Origin of the sequence: Maribacter aquimaris (assembly GCF_014596745.1) — a bacterium.
Taxonomy (GTDB): Bacteria; Bacteroidota; Bacteroidia; order Flavobacteriales; family Flavobacteriaceae; genus Maribacter_A; species Maribacter_A aquimaris.
Genome location: NZ_JABTCF010000002.1, coordinates 305100 through 323132 on the forward strand (window position 1 = coordinate 305100; position 18033 = coordinate 323132).

Genomic DNA, 18033 nt, shown 5'->3' on the forward strand with positions numbered 1-18033 from the left:
ACAACATTATAGGGCCGTTTAGCGATAAAAGTTGCAATGTAACAGTTATTCGTTTTACTTTTGTAGGGTAATTCTTAAGTTACGGCTAATATAATTGTTTCTAATTAATTGATTTGCAATATGAAAAGGATTTTATGTTTGGTTTTGACCGCTATTATTTGCAGTAATGCCGTACAAGCTGAAATTTCTGGAGATGAAAAGCAAGCCTTGGTGGATTTCTATAATAGCACCAATGGGGAAGCATGGAAAGTCACTTGGGATTTGAACGCTTCCTATGATACATGGCACGGGGTTCAGGTTGTAAATGACCATGTCGTCGCGATTGATTTGTTTCATAATAATCTATCAGGTTCCTTACCTAATAGTATAGGCAAATTGGCTCGTCTTGAAAAATTGAATTTGGCTTTTAATTCTATATCAGGAACACTGCCTACAAGTTTGGGCCTACTGAAGAATCTTAAGGTTTTAAAACTGGAGATGAACCGTATCAAGGGGACTTTGCCCAATACGATAGGCATGATGTCCGAGCTTGAGGAGTTTTCAATTTTCAATAATTTTATTTCAGGAAGTATACCCGAAGCTATTGGCGGCCTTAAGAAATTAAAGGTCCTGAACCTCTCAAGCAATAATTTAAAAGGGGCCATTCCCAAATCCTTGGGTGATTTGACCAAATTGGAAAGTCTTGGGCTTTTTGAAAATGGCTTGGAAGGTAAGATTCCCAATGAAATGGGGAACTTGAAAGAATTAAAGGAACTGGTATTGGCCAATAATCAATTGGGAGGAGAAATACCTGAAGAATTTGGACAATTGGCAAGTTTGGAAATATTCCAGATACAAAATAATAATTTCAATTCCTTTGAGAATATAGGAATGATGGATACAAGAGGTTTGCTAGTCTTTGATTACGATAAGGACGATTCCCAATTGGATTTTAAAGACATTAACTTTAGCAAAACTAGGATGGCAGACACAAAGTTTGAGGATGATGTTGAAGAGTAGTTAGTGATTCATAGTTTTAGTTAGTTTGGTTAAAAGGGATGCAAGAGCATCCCTTTTTGTTTTTTCACAGGATTTATTCGTAAAAAATATCGATAAAAAAAATGATATTATGATAATTTTAACAATGGTTGCACCTGCAACCAATAGTGATTTTCATTAGCTTCGCCCCGTGCAATCCAAGGAAGTATATATCGATTTCGAAAATTCAATAATCCCTTGGTTGGGAATGACCTCTAAGTTTGTTGATCATTATTTGCATTTACTCCTTGTCCAACATGGTTTGACCCTTAGTAAGGAGCAGGTTGTTGTTCTTAAAAGATTGCATGATCACGATGGGGACGGCCTCAATCAAAATGAACTTGCATATCTTACCAATAGGGATAAATCGTCTTTGGCTCGTTTGCTTTCCAACATGGAAAAGAAAAGGTTTATCGCCAGAAAACAAAACAAAGAGGACAAACGGATCAACCGGGTTTTTTTGACCGATGAGGGGAGAGCGGTTTTTATAAAAGCGAAGATGGCTATAAAAGAGCTCATTCGAGCCATGGAAGAAGGGATAACGGAAGAAGAGAAAAAACAATTGATCAAACTATTGAAAAAAGTACAAGTTAATTATAAGAAGGAAATATAGTACAATAACCGAACCGTATGAGAAAATCAATTTTAAGCATTTTGGGTGTTCTGATTATTGTGGCATCTGTTTTTGTCGCGAAAATGATCATTGATAGTAAAAGCAATGCTCGCCCCAAAGCTGAAAAAATAGTGAAGACCGTCTTTGCTGAAAAAGTCAAAAATGGCAAAGTACCCATTGTAGTGCCAGCCAATGGTAATTTAAAAGCGAAGAACCGCTTGGAGCTATATGCTGAGGTACAGGGGGTATTTCGAGGTGGAAACAAATTATTCCGTCCTGGACAAAAATACAGTAAGGGGGAAAGCATCATTCGAATAGATGCATCGGAATATAAGGCAAATGTGCAATCGGCCAAAAGTAACCTGTATAATGAGCTTACTTCGATTATGCCTGACCTGCGATTGGATTATCCTGAAATATTTCCGAAGTGGCAAGCCTATCTTAGTGGTTTCAATATGGAAGAAACCACTCCAAAGCTACCTGAAATGACAAGCGAGAAGGAGAAGTTCTTTATTTCGGGCAGGGGTATTTTGACAACTTATTACAATGTGAAGAATTTAGAACAACGACTCTCAAAATATAGGATTTCCGCTCCTTTCAATGGCATCCTTACCGATGCCTTGGTGACCGAGGGTACACTCATTCGTTCGGGTCAGAAACTAGGGGAGTTTATAAATACCGATGTCTATGAGTTGGAGGTATCCATCAGTAAGAAATTTAGTGATTTACTTAGGGTAGGTGAGCAGGTAGTGCTTACCAATCTTGATAAGGTAAATACCTATCAGGGTAAGGTCGCACGGATCAATGGCAGTGTTGATCAAGCGACCCAAACCATAAAAGCATATATAGAGGTTCGTGATAGTAATCTTAGGGAAGGTATGTATTTGGAAGCCAATCTAGATGCCAAGGAAGAAGCCAATGCGATTGAAATTGATCGAAACCTGTTATTGGAGAACAATCGCATCTTTGTGGTTCGCGATTCCATTCTCGATATGATCGATGTGGAACCCGTATATTTTTCGAATAAAAAGGTTGTGTTGAAGAACGTGCCTGACGGAACGACCATTTTAAGTAAACCCGTAATAGGGGCTTATACCGGAATGTTGGTCAAACAATATCAAGAAAGCGAAGTAGGGAAGTCATCTAATCCAACGAACGAATGAGAAATATTATTTCCTATTTCATTAAGTACCATGTTGCGGTACATGTTTTTATTTTCGCTGTGGCGATTTTTGGGGTTTTGGGCGCCCTTTCCATGAAATCCTCGTTTTTTCCACTTTCCGATTCCAAGAATATATCAATCAATATTACGTATCCGGGAGCCTCGCCCCAAGAAGTAGAGGAAGGTATCGTACTTAAGATCGAAGATAACCTAAAAGGTTTGGAGGGTGTTGATCGGGTAACATCGACCTCACGTGAAAATAGTGGAAATATAAATGTCGAGATCGAAATGGGACGCGACATAGATTTTATGTTGTTGCAAGTCAAGAATGCCGTAGACCGGGTGCCGACCTTTCCAACAGGAATGGAACCACTGATCGTTTCCAAATTGGAGGCCGTTCGGCAAACCATAAATTTTGCGATTAGTGGAGAGAACATTCCATTGGCAACCTTAAAGCAGATAGGGAGGCAAATAGAGAATGATATTCGGGCTATCGACGGAATTTCACAGATTACCATTTCAGGATATCCCGAAGAGGAAATTGAAATTGCGGTAAACGAGAATAACCTGTTGGCGTATAACCTGTCCTTCAATGAGGTAGCACTGGCCGTAGGGAATGCCAATATCCTTGTTACAGGGGGGAATATAAAAACGAATGCGGAAGAGTATTTGATACGGGCCAATAATAGATCTTATTATGGCAATGAGTTTTCCAATATCATCGTGCGGGCAGACCCCAACGGGCAAACAATTCGTCTGAAGGATGTAGCCGTTATTCGTGATCGGTTTTCTGAAACCCCGAATGCGACCTATTTCAATGGTAACATGGCCATCAATACCACCATTACCAGTACCAATACAGAAGATTTACTGAGTTCTGCCGAAAAGGTCAAGGAGTATGTTTCGAGTTTTAACGAGGAACATAACAATGTGCGTTTGGATGTGGTGAGTGACCAATCCAAGACATTGAACCAACGGACACAGTTACTTACTGAGAACGCCATAATGGGAATGATTTTGGTACTGTTGTTCCTTTCACTTTTTTTAAATACCAGACTGGCATTTTGGGTGGCTTTTGGCTTGCCGATTTCCTTTTTGGGAATGTTCATCTTTGCTGGTTTTTTCGATGTGACCATCAATGTGCTTTCATTGTTTGGGATGATCATCGTTATCGGTATCCTGGTCGATGATGGAATTGTTATAGCGGAGAACATCTATCAACATTATGAAAGGGGTAAATCGCCTTTGGATGCGGCCATTGACGGCACAATGGAGGTTATTCCTCCTATTGTTTCCGCGATTATAACTACCGTACTGGCATTTTCCATTTTCTTGTTTCTTGATGGTAGGATCGGGGATTTTTTCAGTGAGGTTTCCGTCATCGTGATCCTAACCCTTTTGGTTTCATTGATCGAGGCATTGATTATCCTGCCTGCCCATTTGGCCCATTCAAAAGCCTTACAACCTGTTGATGATTCGGAAAAAACAGGATTGGCAAAAGCTTTTGTACGCCTCAGGGGCATAAATCGGGCCGGGGATTGGTTTATGAAATGGATGCGGGATGAAATGTACAGTCCGACACTTAGGTTTGTGATGCGACATAAGTTGTTTTCTTTCGGGATTTTTGCCATGCTTTTGATGCTGACATTGGGTTCTATGGGCGGTGGTATCATAAGAACCTCTTTCTTTCCACGTGTTGCCAGTGATAGGGTACAAGTTGAATTATTGATGCCTAATGGTACCAATGAAAAAGTAACCGATTCCATTATTTCATTGATTGAGGATAAAGCAAAAATCGTAAATCAGGAATTGACCGAAAAATATTTAAAGGGTACCGGAAAGGAACTCTATGAAAATGTTATAAAGAATATTGGACCGGGATCATCTGCCGCAACACTTACGTTAAATCTTTTGCCCGGTGAGGAACGACCCGATGAAGTTATTTCGGATATGGTCACCAACCGCTTAAGGGAATTGGTAGGTCCGGTAATCGGTGTTGAAAGTTTGATCTATGGCTCTGGAGGTAATTTTGGGGGAAGTCCGGTTTCGGTGTCACTACTCGGTAATAATATTCAAGAATTAAAAGCCGCGAAAGAAGAACTGAAAACGGCTATGTTGAACAATTCCGCCTTAAAGGATATTGAGGATAACGATCCTGCGGGGATCAAGGAAATACGGTTGGAACTCAAAGAAAATGCCTATTTGCTGGGCTTGGACCTAAGAACGGTCATGACCCAGGTTAGGGCTGGTTTTTTTGGTGCTCAGGCCCAACGCTTTCAACGGGGGCAGGATGAAATTCGGGTATGGGTGCGTTATGACCGCGAAAACCGTTCTTCCATTACCGATTTGGATGAAATGCGCATACAGACCCCATCGGGAAATCGAGTGCCCTTAAAGGAAATTGCCGATTATACCATTGAAAGGGGTGATGTAGCCATAAACCGTTTGGAAGGTAGGCGTGAAATTCAAATATCAGCAGACCTAAAAGACGAGAAGGTTACAAGTGCTACCGATGTTATGGCAGAAATAAAGGCGGATATTATGCCCGCAATACAATCTAAATACCCCACGGTGACACCTTCTTATGAGGGGCAGAATAGGGAGGCGAATAAGATGTTGAAATCATTGAAGGTAGTGGGTGTCGCTGTTTTACTCTTAATCTATATCACCATTGCCTTTACCTTTAGAAGTTTTAGTCAGCCTTTAATGTTGATATTGTTGGTGCCTTTTAGTATTACCGCAGTAGGATGGGGGCATTGGATCCACGGATTTCCGGTGAACTTTCTCTCTATGTTGGGTATTATCGCCTTGGTAGGGATTATGGTGAATGACGGACTGGTACTTATAGGGAAGTTCAATGCCAACCTAAGGGATGGTATGCATTTTGACGAGGCGTTGATTGAAGCGGGAAGGTCTAGGTTTAGGGCTATTTTTCTAACCTCGGTAACTACTATTGCAGGTCTGGCTCCCTTACTTTTAGAGAAAAGTAGGCAGGCACAGTTTCTAAAGCCAATGGCCATTTCCATTGCTTATGGTATTGCCTTTGCCACCATCCTGACCTTATTGATGTTACCAATATTCCTTTCGTTCAGTAATAAGATCAAGGTGGGGACGAAATGGTTGAAGACCGGTAATAAAGTCACAAAGGAGGAGGTCGAAAGAGCGCTAAAAGAGCAAAAAGAAGAGGCCCATTTAAGTGGGGGACTTTCAAAAGGCCATGAAGTAACGAATACAGACAATGATTAAGTGCTTTATGATATATAAAGAATCGGAACGCATGTACAAGAAACTTCAATCAATACAGAAGTCGAATATAATGAGAAATAAAACTGCTTTTTTAATGGTGGTTCTTGGTCTACTTGGAGTATGTGCCCAGGCACAGGAAAAAAAGTTGAGCAAGGAAGAAGCCATTACCCTCGCCTTGGAGAACAATTACGGTATTAACGTAGCCAAAAACGAGGTTGAGGTTGCAGGGAACAATAAAGGCATATTGAATTCCGGTTATTTGCCAACACTTACGGGTACCGCCGGGGCCAATTATGGTCGGGACGATTCCGTTATTGAGTTTCCAGGCCAGTTCAATGAGGATGGGAGTCCAAGGGGGGATGTTGAACTCGATAAGGCGGAAGCCCAATCCTATTCCTCCGCCTTAACGGCCAGATATACTTTGTTCGATGGTCTAGGACGATTTTACAATTATAAAAAATTGAAGGAACAATATCAATTGACCGAACTACAGGCCAGGGAAACCATAGAAAATACTATAGTACAATTGTTCAGTGTTTACTATGAAATCGCGAGGCTTACTGAAAATGAATATGTATTGGGGAAAACGCTCAATATATCCAAGGATCGGTATAAGAGAGCGCAATATGCCTTCGAATACGGTCAGAGTACCAAATTGGATGTTCTTAATGCCCAAGTGGATATTACCAATGATAGTATAAATGTGTTGAATACACGGCAAGAATTGTCCAATGCTAAACGGGACCTTAATGTGCTCTTGAGCCAAGATCTTAATATGCTTTATACTGTAGATACCTTGGTTACTTTTATACCGAAGATTAAATTGGAAGCGTTTGTTGAACAGGCAAAAATCAATAACGTTTCCGTATTGCAGACCGAAAGGAGTCTTACAATCAATTCTTATGATATTAAAGTTCAACGTTCGGGCTATCTTCCTACCATTGGTTTAAGTGGGGCTTATGGGTGGAACTTGAACCAAAGTGCCCAATCGGCTTTTTTTCCGGGAACCAATACCGATAATACCAGTTTTGATTTAGGGGCCAGTCTTACTTGGAACTTGTTTGATGGAGGCGGTACAACGGTACGGGTCAAGAATGCCAGAATAGCGTATGAGAACCAAGAATTACTAAAAAAGCAAATAGAAATCGAGGTTGATCGGGATATAAGGAATGCGATGGCCAATTACGAGAATAAATTAGTGATACATGGTATTCAGGAACAAAATGTAATTACCAACCAAAACAATTTTGAACGGTCCAAGGAACAGTTTCAATTGGGACGGATTACATCGATAGAATTCAGGCAGGCACAAATAAATTTATTGAACGCCCAGACCAATAAGAATTTGGCCAAATATGATGCTAAATTGGCAGAACTTCAATTGTTGCAGCTAACAGGGCAATTGCTGAATGTAGAACTTTAGATACATGTACGAGCATTTTTTTCAATGTCCTTATTGTTGGGAGGAAATATCCATGTTACTCGATACTTCCGTGGCCAAACAAACCTATGTGGAGGATTGTGAAGTATGTTGTAATCCTATAGAAATCACACCTGAATTTCAAAACAATATCCTGATAGCATTTGAAGCCATTGGATTGGAACAGTAAAATTTTTGTCGGGAAACGCCCGATGTTAGACCTTCTATTTTGGGGGTAGGGGAATTGAGATTTGTCATTAGGTCAAGAATAAATTGCAATTGCTGTAAATAGGTGTCATGTTTACAGCCTATTGATCATAAATTTTAATATTTTTAGTAAAATTTATGTAATGACCTTTACAACCGCCAAACCCATAACAACGCTTTCTTTCTTATTGTCTTTTGCCTCTATTGCGATCTTATCTGTATCCTGTAAGCCTTCATTGGCCACGGTGCAAAAGACAAATGACAAAAGGGTCAATGAAGAATATACCGAGACGATTCCACTTACCACTGAATCCTTTGAAATGGTCTTGATCCCAGAGGGGGAATTTCTTATGGGGAGTCCGCCTAATGAGATGCATAGGAAAGATGATGAAGGTCCCCAGAAAAATGTTTCCTTGGATGCTTTTTGGATGGGTAAATATGAGGTTACATGGAGTGTTTTTGAACTTTTCTTTAAACAAAATCAACAGCTTTTTGAAAATATAGGGGCAGATAAACGCGATGCCATAGATGCCATAACGAGACCTAGTCCTCCTTATGAGGATCCTTCTTACGGTATGGGCAAGGATGATTTTCCTGCCGTGAGTATGTCGACCTACTCCGCTTTGGTGTTTTGTAAATGGCTTAGCGAAATAACAGGACGCTTCTATAGATTGCCCACTGAGGCCGAATGGGAGTATGCCGCCCGTGCGGGATCGGAAACCATGTACGGGTTTGGGGATGCTGTCGAGGATTTGGACAAGTATGCGGTTTATTATGGGAATTCGAATGGGAAGTATGCCAAAGTGGGCTCGAAATTGCCAAACCAATGGGGATTGTTTGATATGCATGGCAATGTTGCTGAATGGACGTTGGACGAATACAAGTCGGATGCCTATGCCGTAACAGGGGAGCAAAATCCCTGGGTGGTTCCAAAAGTGATTCATCCAAGGGTAATCCGGGGTGGTTCATGGGACGATGATGCAGAAAGTTTACGTTCGGCCGCGCGAAGGGCCTCCAGTGTGAAATTACAGAAACGTGATCCACAACTACCAAAAAGCTTTTGGTGGTTTACCGATTCCAATTTTGTAGGGATGCGGTTAGTGAGTCCCAAAGAAGTGCCTACTCCTGAAGAGCAAAAGAAATTCTGGCAAATGGTCCTTGATGAGGGATGATAAAAAGTTGTTTATATGAGAAATACGATACTTTTATTCTTGGTGTTTATACAATCCCTGGTGGCAGTGGCCCAGGAAAATTACACCCTTACCGATAAGGGGAGTATAACGGTTGATGGTTCTTCGACCTTACATGATTGGACGGTTACGGCCAATGCCTATAGTGGGGCATTAGCGCTAAATGACAAGGTCTTCAATTCCATTTCCTTAGAGGTTGATGTTGTCTCGATTTTGAGTACACGGGGGGCGACCATGGATAAAAAGACACATAATGCCTTAAAATTTGAAGCGTTTCCCAAAATCAAGTTTACAGCTAAGGATGTCGCTTTTTCCGAAGGGGACGGTCAAGCCATTGCAGGTATTTTGGATATTGCTGGCGCTGGGAAAGAAGTGGTAATTGAAACGAGGATACAAAAGCTAGAAGATGGTATTCAAATAAGCGGTTCATATACCATTACCCTTCAGGATTTTAATATAGAACCACCAACGGCCATGTTTGGTTCTATAGTTGTTGGCGATGACGTAACCGTAAATTTCGATTTGGTCTTTGCGAAATAACCGTAACCCACTCGATCCAACATACATTTACCGGGAATTTACTTTCGTAAGGCTTTTATGGTGTTCTTTATTGTTCCTCGGACATCTATCCGTGTGGTCCCAAAGTAGATTTGAATACACCTATCAACAGATGGGTACCCAGATCAGATTGGTGCTGTATGCCTCCGATAAGGAAAAAGCGGATTCAGTATCGGTATTGGCCTTTCAAAGAATAGATGAACTGAATGCTATTTTGAGTGATTATCTCGTAAATAGTGAGCTCAACCTGCTTTGTGATAAAAAACCCGGAACCTATGAGGTTAGTGATGACCTGTATAGGGTGTTGAAAAAGGCAGATAGTATTTCTAAGTGCACCGAGGGTGCTTTTGATGTTACCGTTGGGCCAGTGATTGCCCTCTGGCGAAAGGCTAGAAGGACTAAAAAGTTACCGGTCCATGCAGCATTGGCCAAAGCAAAGCAAAGGGTTGGTTATAATTTATTGCAGTTAACACCACCCAACAAGGTTCGGCTCACCGTGGAAGGAATGCGGTTAGACCTGGGTGGGATAGGAAAGGGTTTCGCTGCGGATGAGGTTATCCAGATATTGGAATCAAACGGTATTTATTCCGGTTTGATAGATATGGGGGGTGATATACGGGTGAGTGGCCCTCCGCCGGAAAGGGAGCATTGGGTTTTAGGATTCTCTTATGTTGACCGACAAGGAGCGGAGTGTTTTCAAAAAATAAGATTGAAGGATGGGGCAGTGGCTACCTCAGGCAACCTGTATCAATTCGTTGAAATTGATGGCATAAAGTTTTCACATATCATCAACCCTAAATCAGGTCTGGCATTGAAAGATGGTATTCAGGTGACCACTATATCAAGATACGCTGCCGAGGCCGATGCTTTTGCCTCAGCCTTCAGTGTCATAGGCCTTGATCAAAGCAGCCTTGGGGATGCCGATTATCAGCATTTGGAAGTCTTTATGACAAATCAATCCAAAGCGGGATACAAACAATGGGAAAGCTCGGGATTCAAACAGCATTTAATGCCTGAATGACGAAAAAAGATAGAATTTACTTCCTCAAGGATCAAGTGTAGTAGGGGGAAATGGTTTTGGGAATACAAAATTATTCGGGATTTCAGCCGTGTAGGGTATCTTAAAAATCACGAAGCTGACCATTCATATAATGTGCAGAATGCGGTGGTATTACTTCTTAATAGACAAAAATATTTGTCAAAACAGTCAAAAAATACGTTCAACGAACCAAATTAACAGTAAAAAGCATAAAAACCTATGAATTTTTGCTAGTACATGGTCTGCAACAATTAGTGAACTTTGACACCATAAGAACCCAATATCTTATTTATTATGAAAAATACTATAACCTATAACGTGGCCCTTGGCCTTATTATTACATTTTTCTGTTCTTCTTTAAACGCACAGAGCGTAAATAGTCCTAATACATCCGTTTCCGATGTCTACAAAGCCAACCAACGTGTAAGTCAATACATGGAGCTGCGAAAACTGGGTTACGAGGAAAAGGCGATTTTTGAAGATTTAGGGAATGCCAATTTTCTTGCCGGAAATTATGACAATGCTGTTTTCTGGTATGAAAAATTGAAGGAAGTCGGTGATAGCGATATGTTGAGCAATGGTTTCCAAAAGAGATATCAATATGCATTGGGGAAAACATCAACAGGTCAGGTAGCGACTCCAATGAAAAAGGAAGATTGGTTAGCGAGTATTAAGGAAGATTACGAATTGGATACACCAAAGCGTGAATTGGCGAAGTACCGACCCTTGGATGCCCAATTATCGCAGCAGGAAGTTCTGGAGCAAGGGTTGTTATTGGCTAATAATGATGCTTCGAATAATGGAATGACCAAGGGTAAAAATATCTTTACCGCCCCAATAACCGTTACAGCGGATGGGAAAACGGCATTTTTCAGTAAGCCGGTGTATGTTAAGCCTGAAGTTGGTCTCTTTTCTAAAAAAGAGCTGGTGTATAAAATATATAAGGCCAATAAAGTACATGGCAAATGGCAGAATATAAAGGAATTGGCCTTATGCCCAAAATACTATTCGGCCCTTCATCCTGCAGTTTCCTTTGATGGTAAACGATTGTTTTTTACTTCAGACATGCCTGGTACTTATGGTAAATACGATATTTATGTATCGAACATCCGTAAGGATGGCACTTTGGATGTCGCCAAGAACCTTGGGCAAAAGGTGAACACCAAGAAAAATGAGATGTATCCAAAGATAGTTGGAGCCAACACCCTGTTTTTTGCTTCTGATGGGAGAAAAGGTCTTGGAGGACTAGATGTGTATATGGCGGAAGTCAATAGTTCGGATGTCGGCTTGGCCATTAATTTAGGGGACACCCTGAACAGTCGGGAAGATGATTACTCGATTCGTTTCTTGCCCGAACAAGGAATGGCCTATGTCGTTTCCAGTAGGGGTAAGGATGAAGGCGACCTACATCAAGTGGCATTCTCATACCATCAACCGAGTACCAACATTCCAGAGGAAAAAACAGCATATACTCTTCTGGAGGCTATAAACAGTGATTCAAAAACGGATTATAGTACCTCTGTATTTGAAGATGAATAAATGGTTGAATGCCCATTCAAACAGTAGAACTCCATATAATTTAAAATTTCGTCGTGATGGATTACAACATAACAATTATATATAGATCGAGATTATTGATAGTAATTTACATGATGCTTTGTGTATTTACATCATTCGCACAGGAAACGGCTTCGGGCCTAAGTTCTCGTAGCGCGTATCACAATCAATTGTTTTTCAATCGGTTTTTGATCAATCCGACTTTCTCCTTGGTAAGGGAAAATAAATCGTACCTCAATATCCTGCACAGAAACCAGTATGCTACTTTTGAGGACAATAGTCAAAACTATTTTTTGGGTTTCAGTAATAAATTGAACGAGAATACAGCCGTAGGAATCGGCGTATACAGTCAATGGGAAGGGGTTGTCCAAGAATTCGGTTTTAATGCGAATTACGCAAGGGCTGTACAGTTGGGAGAGAAAAGTAGACTGACTTTCGGAACCAATGTTTCGTATTACAATGAAGGATTGGATAAAAACAGGGTCATAACCAATGAGAATGATCCAGAGGTTCTAGAAGCAAGCAAACAAAGTAAAATCGCGATACAACCGGGTGTTACCTTGTCGGTCGGAAGCTTCGATTTTGGATTGTACGCCGAGGATTTGTTCAAATTCAATCAAACCACGAACGAGTTTTTAACGCAACTCGACGATAAGAGTATAAAGGCTTCCCTACAGTATACCCATTCTTTTGGGGCCAATATGGGAATGTTCAAAAATGCGAGATTAATGCCGTTGCTCCAAGTTGGTAGAAATGACGATAATACGTTGGCCTATATGGGCTCAGTGCTCTTGGATATGCCAAAGTATGGTTGGTTGCAAACTACTTTGGACGATACCTATGGCTTATCAATGGGTCTTGGTTTTAATATTAGTAATAAAATGTCCATCGGTTATTTAATGGAAAAGAACATTAAGCAGGAGGATGCCGATCTTGGGTTTAACCATGAGTTGTCATTGGCTTATACCTTTAAGGATTCCCAGAATCTTAAGAATGCTTTTACCGACAATTCCGAAGATGAAAAGATTGATCGTATTGTACGGAATTATGAGGAACAGATCTTGGCGTTAATGGAGGAAAAGAAAAATAAAAGCAAGGTTGAGCCTAAAGCGGAGCCTATTGAGGAAATAAGTATCGATAAAAATGATCTAGCCTATCAAAACCGCCTCATCCTGGATGAGCTTATTTTGAGACAGGATTCATTGGAGCGGGCGCGAAATAATGAATTTGAAGAACGATTCGAGTCCATTGTCCGAGTGTTGCGTAATGACCTTAAGAAGAATATAAAGTCCAATTTAAAGGAATTTACCAATGGCAGTAGAACGGTATTGGTCACCAATGATAGGCAACCTGAAGAATCTAAGGATCTGAATGAATTGGAACATAAGGATTACATTAAGTTACCGATTAAAGTTTTAGGCCAGTCAGATATGATAGGTGTGGAATCCGGTTATTATGTCATTGTCAATGTATATAAGAACAAAAGGTATTTAAATGCCTTTGTGGATAATCTGAAGCATCAAGGATTGAATGCCAAACACTTCTTTAATAAATCAAACGGATTGTATTATGTTTATTTGGCTGATTATGATATTAAGAAAGATGCCGAAACCGCTATAGTATCTAACCTAGAAGGTGAATATAGGGATGAAAAATGGATCATGCAGGTTCAGAACTCTTCCGCTACGGCAGCAAATTTATACAATGATTAATTAAAACCGGTTCAAAATTGTGGGGAAGTAGGTAAACCGAAGCGGTTTAGCGCCACACAAGAAAGTTGAAAATGATATAAAATATTTAAAAATTTCTGATTGGGTTGATAAAAGGAGGGGTATCCGGGGGGATAGTATTTACCCCCTCCTTTTCATTTGTAATAAGATGGAAACCTAAAAGGATGCTAATCCAATAGCTAGATCCGTAACATTACCCGTGACCTTCACGGGCTCTTCTTAAATGGTTTGTATTATGCCGTTGAACGATGTTTTTCGAATGTGGACTTAAAATTCCGTGTATTTGAACGAAAAAACCTACATTAAATTGAAGCGCATTTCAATTTTATATATCATTGTATCATAATATCAACCAATATTAATCTCCAAATCCCCCCAAGAAATGGAACCAGACCCAAACCTACAGTACTACAAAAAAAGCAAGCACATTGATGTGTTGAATGTTGAAACCCTTAAGGAACAGGATCCGTATCGGATTTTTCGATCCAAAGGATTTTCAGGGCTGAGTTAAAGCTTCTGTCAAGGCATTTAATAGATCATTTTGCATGGGGGAACCCATCTGAAGTTCCCTGCTTATAAACCCTAGTAACAATTTTTATTTGTTGAGTTTTTTACCTGTTATGGATCATAATGGGAAAGAGGCTATAGGTCTTTCTATTTGATTTTTTAAGTGTCTGATTGGCGGCAAACTTGCCCTGGCCGTTCGTGGAATAATTCCAAAAAAAATAGAAATATATGTAACATAAATACGCTGACGTATGAAATCAACAATTTTAAAAATTATCATTGTAGATAATGATCAGGAGCTTTATGAAGGATACCGATTCTTCTTTGAAACTTATAGGGATTACGGACTTGAAGGACTGTTTCCTTCGATAAAGGACGCGCTGTTGGACTATGAAAATATAATGCCCGACATTGTGATTTTAGAGGCAAACTTATGGAGAGAGGATGGGATTGAATCCATACATAAGTTTCGCCAAAAGGATCCCAGGGTGAAAGTTATTATGATAAGTGACCGTTCTGATTTTGAGCGTGTAAAAAAAGCATTTAAGAATGGCGCTAATGGCTATTTGACCAAGCCATTGACTAAAAATCGATTGCACAATGCCCTCAACTCGATTAAGTATGAAGGGGCTGCTATGAGTAATGATATCGTACAAAAGATAATATCGAATTTAAACGGGAAATCATATCAATCCTTCTCCAAAAGGGAGAACCAGATTATTGATTATCTGTGTAAGGGGGCGACCTATAAGGTCATTGCCGAAAAATTATTCGTGACCACCAGTACCATAAATTTTCACATACAGAACATATATTTAAAACTCAATGTGAATTCAAAATCAGAAGCCCTGGTTAAACTAAGGCAATTGTAATTAAAAAGCACTGTGTTGATTTGGTTTTTGCGGGATGTGGATGTTGTATAGTCTTTTTTAAACTAGGGTAAGTTGCTTGTCATTCGGTGTAGTTTGTATGGCGCCTATATTCCATAATTCCTAAAAATAGTGGTCGCCACCCTTTTGTCAAGGTTTTGGGTAACTATAAGGTGAGGAAAATCCCTTAGGGCCATATTCCATACCTGGTTCGCCTTTCTCCGGGGAGTATTGGGCCGAAGGACCCGCAAGCCCGAAGATTATAGGAAAGTGGACCGTGTATTTTGATAAGTACGCGGATAAGGAATAAGGGGCAGTCCAATCCAGCGATTTAAAAAGATGTGAAGACATTTCCGATCAAATCAATTTCCCCAAAGGGGATGGAACTGTTTTTAAATTGACAAAGGGTTTATTGTCACAATTGAAGGCAATAAAGTGATATCCTTAAAGAAAACACCCAAAAAAAAGAAATAGCACCATTTTTATTGACAATTATTAGAAATCCATTATCTTCGCGTAATCGATTGCACAATATTTTAAAAGATGATAAAACACGAATTTAGATATGCAGCTAATCCTGTTGATGCTAGAAAATATGGGACTGAGGAACTACGTAAAGAGTTTTTGATCGAAAAGTTGTTTGTCCAAGATGAAATACGGTTGACCTATTCGATGTATGATCGTTATATCGTAGGTGGGGTAATGCCTGTCAGTAAAGATTTAACCTTGGAAACGATACCTTATTTGAAATCGGAAAACTTTCTAGATCGACGGGAATTAGGGATTGTGAATGTCGGAGGAAAAGGAAAGGTGGTCGTTGATGGCAAGGAATATGAACTCAGTAAAAAGGAAGCGCTGTATGTTGGGCAAGGAGCCAAGGAAGTGATATTTTCAAATGTCGGGGAAGGGCAACCCTTGTTCTATATAAATTCAGCCCCGGCGCACAAAAATTTTCCTACCAAAAAAGTTGGTGTGAACGAAGCTGAGGTTGTTCAACTGGGGGATGAAAAATACGCCAATAAGCGAGTACTTAACAAGTTAATCGTGAATAGTATAGTCGAGACCTGTCAATTGCAAATGGGCCTTACGGAGCTTTTACCGGGTAACGTTTGGAATACTATGCCAGCACATACACACAATCGACGTATGGAGGCCTATTTCTATTTTAATTTGGAAGAAGGTCAGACCATCAGTCATTTTATGGGGGAACCCCAGCATACCAGGCATATTTTTATGGAGAATAACCAAGCGGTCTTATCGCCCGAATGGTCAATCCACTCTGGATCGGGTACCAGTAGCTATTCCTTTATTTGGGGAATGGCTGGGGAAAACCTTGATTATGGGGATATGGATGTCTGTGCACCCAACGAATTGAAATAACAATTATAATATGGATGGTTTATTTGATTTAAATGGAAAAATGGACCTGGTTATCGGTGCTGTCCATGGCTATCATTGGAAAACCGGCTAACGAATAGTAAAGAAACAATTATGGCAGCAAGCAACCCTTTTATACATGATGATTTTCTGTTGGAAAATAAATACGCAAAGGAATTGTATCATACCTATGCAAAAAATCAGCCCATAATCGATTACCACAATCATTTACCACCGCAAGAGATAGCCGATGATAAGATATTTGGCGATATTACAAAGGTGTGGATCAATGGTGATCATTACAAATGGCGGGCCATGCGTACTTTGGGTATCGATGAGAAATTCATTACCGGTGATGGATCAGATAAGGAGAAGTTTATGCACTGGGCCAAAACAGTGCCCTACACTATGCGTAACCCTCTATATCATTGGACGCATTTGGAATTGGCCCGATATTTTGATATCTACGACTTATTAAATGAAAGTTCGGCGGAAAGGATATATTTGGATACTGCGGAAAAATTAAACGCTCCGGAATATAGTTGCCAAAACTTGCTTAGAAAGGCGAATGTTGAGGTCGTTTGTACTACAGAAGATCCATTGGATAATTTGGAGCATCACCAGACATTGGCAAAAAGCAATATCGATATTAAGGTAAGTACGGCCTTTAGGCCTGATAAGGCCATTCTCATCGATGCCGAAGGTTATAATGATTACGTAGATGCCTTGGCTAAAGTGGCTGATCTGGAGATAAATACTTTTGGCGATTTGTGTGATGCGCTCAAAAGTAGAATAGCCTATTTTGATAAGAACGGATGTAAGCTTTGTGACCATGGTTTAGATCGAATTCATTTCGAGAACTTTACGGATTCAGAAATAGAAACTATTTTTAAAAGGAAAAGAAACGGTGAAGTGATCTCTGATGAAGAAGCCTCAAAGTTTCAAGGAGCGGTTCTAATGTTCCTCTCAGAGACCTATCATGAATATGGTTGGGTACAACAATTCCATTTAGGTGCTTTAAGAAATAACAATGCCCGTATGCATCAAATTCTCGGTCCGGATACGGGTTGGGATTCAATAGGGGATTACCCACAAGCACAAAAACTATCCGCTTTTTTAAATGCATTGGATAGCAAGGATAAATTGGTGAAGACCATTATTTACAACCTGAATCCAGCCGATAATGAGGTTATGGCCAGTATGATCGGTAATTTTAACGATGGTAGTGTAAAAGGGAAAGTGCAGTTTGGATCGGGTTGGTGGTTTTTGGATCAAAAAGACGGAATGACCAAGCAGATGAATGCGCTTTCAAATATGGGGCTTATCAGTTGTTTTATCGGAATGTTGACCGATTCGAGAAGTTTCCTATCCTTTCCGAGACATGAATATTTTAGGCGTGTACTTTGCAACCTTTTCGGAAGTGAAATACAACGTGGCGAATTGCCAAATGATATCGAATGGATCGGGAAACTGGTACAGGATATCTCATATAACAATGCCAAGGAATATTTTAATTTTTAAAGAATAATAAACCAATCAAA

At 40.1% G+C, this 18033-nt stretch carries 14 protein-coding genes; all 14 read left to right on the forward strand.

Annotated elements, in window-relative coordinates; genetic code table 11:
* Positions 1-120: 120 nt before the first annotated feature.
* Entirely contained in the window at positions 121-999 is an 879-nt protein-coding gene (locus HPE56_RS05435; protein WP_188242756.1) for a leucine-rich repeat domain-containing protein, read from the forward strand.
* 226 nt (positions 1000-1225) lie between these two features.
* Entirely contained in the window at positions 1226-1630 is a 405-nt protein-coding gene (locus HPE56_RS05440) for a MarR family winged helix-turn-helix transcriptional regulator (RefSeq protein ID WP_223170196.1), read from the forward strand.
* 17 nt (positions 1631-1647) lie between these two features.
* Positions 1648-2793 (forward strand): efflux RND transporter periplasmic adaptor subunit, encoded by a 1146-nt coding sequence (locus tag HPE56_RS05445; protein WP_188242758.1) that lies wholly within the window; start codon positions 1648-1650, stop codon positions 2791-2793.
* Positions 2790-6038, forward strand: a complete 3249-nt coding sequence (locus tag HPE56_RS05450) for an efflux RND transporter permease subunit (RefSeq protein WP_188242759.1) — start codon at positions 2790-2792, stop codon at positions 6036-6038. Before HPE56_RS05445 ends, HPE56_RS05450 begins: the two co-directional genes overlap by 4 nt.
* Before the next feature lie 70 nt (positions 6039-6108).
* Complete coding sequence (locus HPE56_RS05455) at positions 6109-7461, forward strand: TolC family protein (protein ID WP_188242760.1); 1353 nt, start codon at positions 6109-6111, stop codon at positions 7459-7461.
* Between the two features lie 4 nt (positions 7462-7465).
* Positions 7466-7648 carry a CPXCG motif-containing cysteine-rich protein gene (locus HPE56_RS05460; RefSeq protein ID WP_188242761.1) on the forward strand — a complete coding sequence of 61 codons (183 nt, stop codon included), beginning with the start codon at positions 7466-7468 and terminating at the stop codon, positions 7646-7648.
* Positions 7649-7808: 160 nt separating this feature from the next.
* Positions 7809-8837: a formylglycine-generating enzyme family protein gene (locus HPE56_RS05465; RefSeq protein ID WP_188242762.1), complete on the forward strand. Its 1029-nt coding sequence runs from the start codon at positions 7809-7811 to the stop codon at positions 8835-8837.
* Positions 8838-8852: 15 nt separating this feature from the next.
* Positions 8853-9395, forward strand: a complete 543-nt coding sequence (locus tag HPE56_RS05470) for a YceI family protein (RefSeq protein WP_188242763.1) — start codon at positions 8853-8855, stop codon at positions 9393-9395.
* A 130-nt stretch (positions 9396-9525) separates the two neighbouring features.
* Entirely contained in the window at positions 9526-10434 is a 909-nt protein-coding gene (locus tag HPE56_RS05475) for an FAD:protein FMN transferase (RefSeq protein ID WP_188242764.1), read from the forward strand.
* A gap of 312 nt (positions 10435-10746) precedes the next feature.
* Positions 10747-11991: a TolB-like translocation protein gene (locus HPE56_RS05480; protein WP_188242765.1), complete on the forward strand. Its 1245-nt coding sequence runs from the start codon at positions 10747-10749 to the stop codon at positions 11989-11991.
* Between the two features lie 56 nt (positions 11992-12047).
* On the forward strand, positions 12048-13721 hold the full coding sequence (locus HPE56_RS05485; protein WP_188242766.1) for a PorP/SprF family type IX secretion system membrane protein: 1674 nt from the start codon (positions 12048-12050) through the stop codon (positions 13719-13721).
* A 776-nt stretch (positions 13722-14497) separates the two neighbouring features.
* Positions 14498-15118, forward strand: coding sequence for a response regulator transcription factor (locus HPE56_RS05490; RefSeq protein ID WP_188242767.1), 621 nt, complete (start codon positions 14498-14500; stop codon positions 15116-15118).
* A gap of 540 nt (positions 15119-15658) precedes the next feature.
* Entirely contained in the window at positions 15659-16495 is an 837-nt protein-coding gene (gene kduI, locus HPE56_RS05495; protein WP_188242768.1) for a 5-dehydro-4-deoxy-D-glucuronate isomerase, read from the forward strand.
* A gap of 111 nt (positions 16496-16606) precedes the next feature.
* On the forward strand, positions 16607-18013 hold the full coding sequence (gene uxaC, locus HPE56_RS05500) for a glucuronate isomerase (protein WP_188242769.1): 1407 nt from the start codon (positions 16607-16609) through the stop codon (positions 18011-18013).
* Positions 18014-18033 lie beyond the last annotated feature (20 nt).